This window comes from Actinoplanes sp. NPDC048791 (assembly GCF_040650095.1).
Lineage (GTDB): Bacteria > Actinomycetota > Actinomycetes > Mycobacteriales > Micromonosporaceae > Actinoplanes.
In genome coordinates, this window is sequence record NZ_JBEZGQ010001031.1 from 1 (window position 1) to 2,872 (window position 2,872).

The window sequence follows — 2,872 nt, forward strand, 5'->3', positions numbered from 1 at the left end:
GCTCGGCGAGCGCCGCCTGCTTGCCCGGGAAGTAGAAGTAGAAGCTGGCCCGCGACACCCCGGCCCGCGCGATGACGTCCGCCACGCTGATCGCCTCGAAGCGGCGTTCGTCCAGCAGCTCCCGTAACGCACTGAGCATGCGTTCCCGCAGCTCCGCCCCCTCGGCCGGGGCGGTGGTGCGGCGGGCGTCCTTCTTCGCGGCCATGCCGGGAGCCTAACAGCATGTCTGTACACGCTGACCAGACACGCTGTATGGTCGGCCGATGAGATATCGGACGCTGGGCCGGAGCGGACTGCGCGTCTCCGAGCTGATCCTCGGGGCGATGACCTTCGGCGAGCAGGGCGGTGTCGGAGCGCCGCCGCAGGAGTGCCGCCGCATGCTGGACGCCTACGTGGAGGCGGGCGGCAACGCGATCGACACCGCGGTCAACTACCGCGGCGGGGCCAGTGAGGAGATTCTCGGCGACCTGCTCGAGGGCCGCCGGGACTCGTTCGTGCTGGCGAGCAAATACACGGTCACCCGCGACGCCGCCGATCCCAACGCCGGTGGCAACGCCCGCAAGAATCTGCGCGCTTCCCTGGAGACCAGCCTGCGCCGGCTGCGTACGGACTATCTGGACGTCTTCTGGGTGCACATGTGGGACCGGGCGACGCCGATCGAGGAGACCATGCGCGCCCTGGACGACGCCGTACGGGCCGGCAAGATCCTCTACGTCGGCATCTCGGACGCCCCGGCCTGGGTGGTGGCCCGGGCCAACACGCTCGCGGAGTGGCGGGGCTGGAGCCCGTTCATCGGTCTGCAGGTGCCGTACAGCCTGGTGCAGCGGGACGCGGAACGCGAGCTGCTGCCGATGGCCGAGGCGCTCGGCCTGGCTGTCACGGCGTGGAGCCCGCTGGGCGGCGGAGTGCTGTCCGGTAAGTACACGGTGGACGGCGACGCGGGCAGCACCCGGCTGGACCGCGCGAGCGTGGACGAGCGGACGCACGCCGTCGTCCGGGCCGTGCTGGCCGTCGCGGCGGAGCTCGGCGCGACTCCGGCCCAGGTCGCCCTGGCCTGGGTGAGGAGCCGGTCCCGGGCGATCTTCCCGATCCTGGGTGCCCGGCGCCTGGCCCAGCTCCAGGACAACCTCGGGGCGCTGACCGTCGAGCTGTCCGACGAGCAGTGCGGCCGGCTGGCGGCGGCGACCGGCTTCGAGCTCGGCTTCCCGGGCGACTTCATCAACCAGAACTCCGGCTGGGTGTTCGGGGCCGCCGCTATTCCCTGAGCGTATACTCTCAGCGTATAGTCCTCGGCATGACGGTGCCGCTGACCCTTCTGGGGCTTCTCGAACGTGAACCCAGCCACGGCTATGACCTCAAGCGCGACTACGACGCCTACTTCGGGCGCGGCAAGCCGCTCTCGTTCGGCCAGGTCTATTCCACGCTGTCCCGCCTGGCCCGCGACGGCAAGGTCGTCATCAGCGACCTCGAGCCGGGCGAGGGTCCCGACCGCAAGCGCTACATCATCACCGATCTCGGCGCGACCGAGGTGGACGGCTGGCTGACCGAGCCCGTCGCCCCCGAGCCGCACCTGCAGACCGTGCTCTTCGCCAAGGTGACCCTCGCGCTCATGCTCGGGCGCAACGCCGAGGGCTATCTCGACACCCAGCGCGCCGCCCACCTGCAACGGATGCGCGAGCTGACCGAGATCAAGCGCTCCGGTGGCCTGGTCGACGCCCTGCTCGCCGACCACGGCCTGTTCCACCTGGAGGCCGATCTGCGCTGGATCGACCTGACCTCGGCCCGGCTCGACGCGCTCGCCAAGGAGGTCCGGTCGTGACCGTCATCGAGGCGCGCGACGTCGTTCTGTCGTTCGGTGAGACGCCCGCGCTGCGCGGCGCCGATCTCGCCGTCGCCGAGGGTGAGCTGCTGGCCATCATGGGTCCGAGCGGCTCCGGCAAGTCCACGCTGCTGCACTGCCTGGCCGGCATCCTGGTGCCGGAGTCCGGCGAGATCCTCTTCGAGGGCCGCCGGGTGGACCGGCTCGGCGAGACCGAGCGCAGCCGCCTGCGGCGGGACAAGTTCGGCTTCGTCTTCCAGTTCGGCCAGCTCGTGCCCGAGCTCAGCGCGCAGGAGAACGTCGCCCTGCCGTTGCTGCTCAACGGGATGCGGCGGGCGGCGGCGGTGGCCGAGGCCCGGGCCTGGTTCGGCCGGCTCGGGCTCGACGGCCTCGAGGAGCGTCGCTCCGGCGAGCTGTCCGGCGGCCAGGCCCAGCGGGTCGCCCTGGCCCGGGGGCTGGTGGCCCGGCCGCGGGTGCTGTTCGCCGACGAGCCGACCGGCGCGCTCGACTCGCTGACCGGCGAGCAGGTGATGGATCTGCTGGTCAACGCGGCCCGGGCGGAGGGCACCACGGTCGTGCTGGTCACCCACGAGCCGCGGGTCGCCGCGTACGCCGACCGGGAGGTCGTCGTCCGCGACGGCCGGGTGCACTCACTGACCGCCGAGGCGATCGCATGATCCGCTTCGGGCTGCGGCTCACCCTCGCCGGTGGCCGGGAGGCAGCGGTACGCCTGATCGTCATCGCCCTGGCCGTGGCCCTCGGGGTGGGCATGCTGCTGCTGGCGCTCACCGGGCTGAACGGCGTGACCAGTCAGAACGACCGGTACGGCTGGGCCAACTCGGCGGACGCGCCCGGCGCCGAGCGGGGCGTCGATCCACTGTGGTGGCAGCTGCGGGTGGACGGCTTCGACAGCCGTACCGTCGGCCGGGTCGATCTGGCCGCGACCGGTCCGCGCTCGCCGGTGCCGCCGGGCCTGTCCCGGCTGCCCGGCCCGGAGGAGTATTTCGCGTCGCCGGAGCTGGCCAAGCTGATCGCGGACACCCCGGCGGCCCA

At 72.1% G+C, this 2,872-nt stretch carries 4 protein-coding genes and 1 pseudogene; 4 read left to right on the forward strand and 1 reads right to left on the reverse strand.

Annotated features, from left to right (window positions below; all coding sequences use genetic code 11):
* On the reverse strand, positions 1–205 hold a 205-nt coding region (locus AB0C29_RS41625), incomplete at its 3' end, for a helix-turn-helix domain-containing protein (protein ID WP_360832831.1).
* 58 nt (positions 206–263) lie between these two features.
* Here AB0C29_RS41625 and AB0C29_RS41630 point away from each other — a divergent pair.
* The 4 genes and pseudogenes from AB0C29_RS41630 to AB0C29_RS41645 all read left to right on the forward strand — a co-directional run.
* A complete protein-coding gene (locus tag AB0C29_RS41630; protein ID WP_360832834.1) occupies positions 264–1,265 on the forward strand; it encodes an aldo/keto reductase in 1,002 nt (333 codons plus the stop codon).
* 29 nt (positions 1,266–1,294) lie between these two features.
* On the forward strand, positions 1,295–1,819 hold the full coding sequence (locus AB0C29_RS41635) for a PadR family transcriptional regulator (RefSeq protein ID WP_360832837.1): 525 nt from the start codon (positions 1,295–1,297) through the stop codon (positions 1,817–1,819).
* The gene (locus tag AB0C29_RS41640; RefSeq protein ID WP_360552912.1) at positions 1,816–2,496 is read left to right on the forward strand and encodes an ABC transporter ATP-binding protein; all 681 of its coding nucleotides are present in this window, start codon (positions 1,816–1,818) and stop codon (positions 2,494–2,496) included. The genes AB0C29_RS41635 and AB0C29_RS41640 overlap by 4 nt, the downstream gene beginning before the upstream one ends.
* Positions 2,493–2,872, forward strand: a pseudogene (locus AB0C29_RS41645) (ABC transporter permease); the annotation flags it as partial. The gene AB0C29_RS41640 and the pseudogene AB0C29_RS41645, both read left to right, overlap by 4 nt.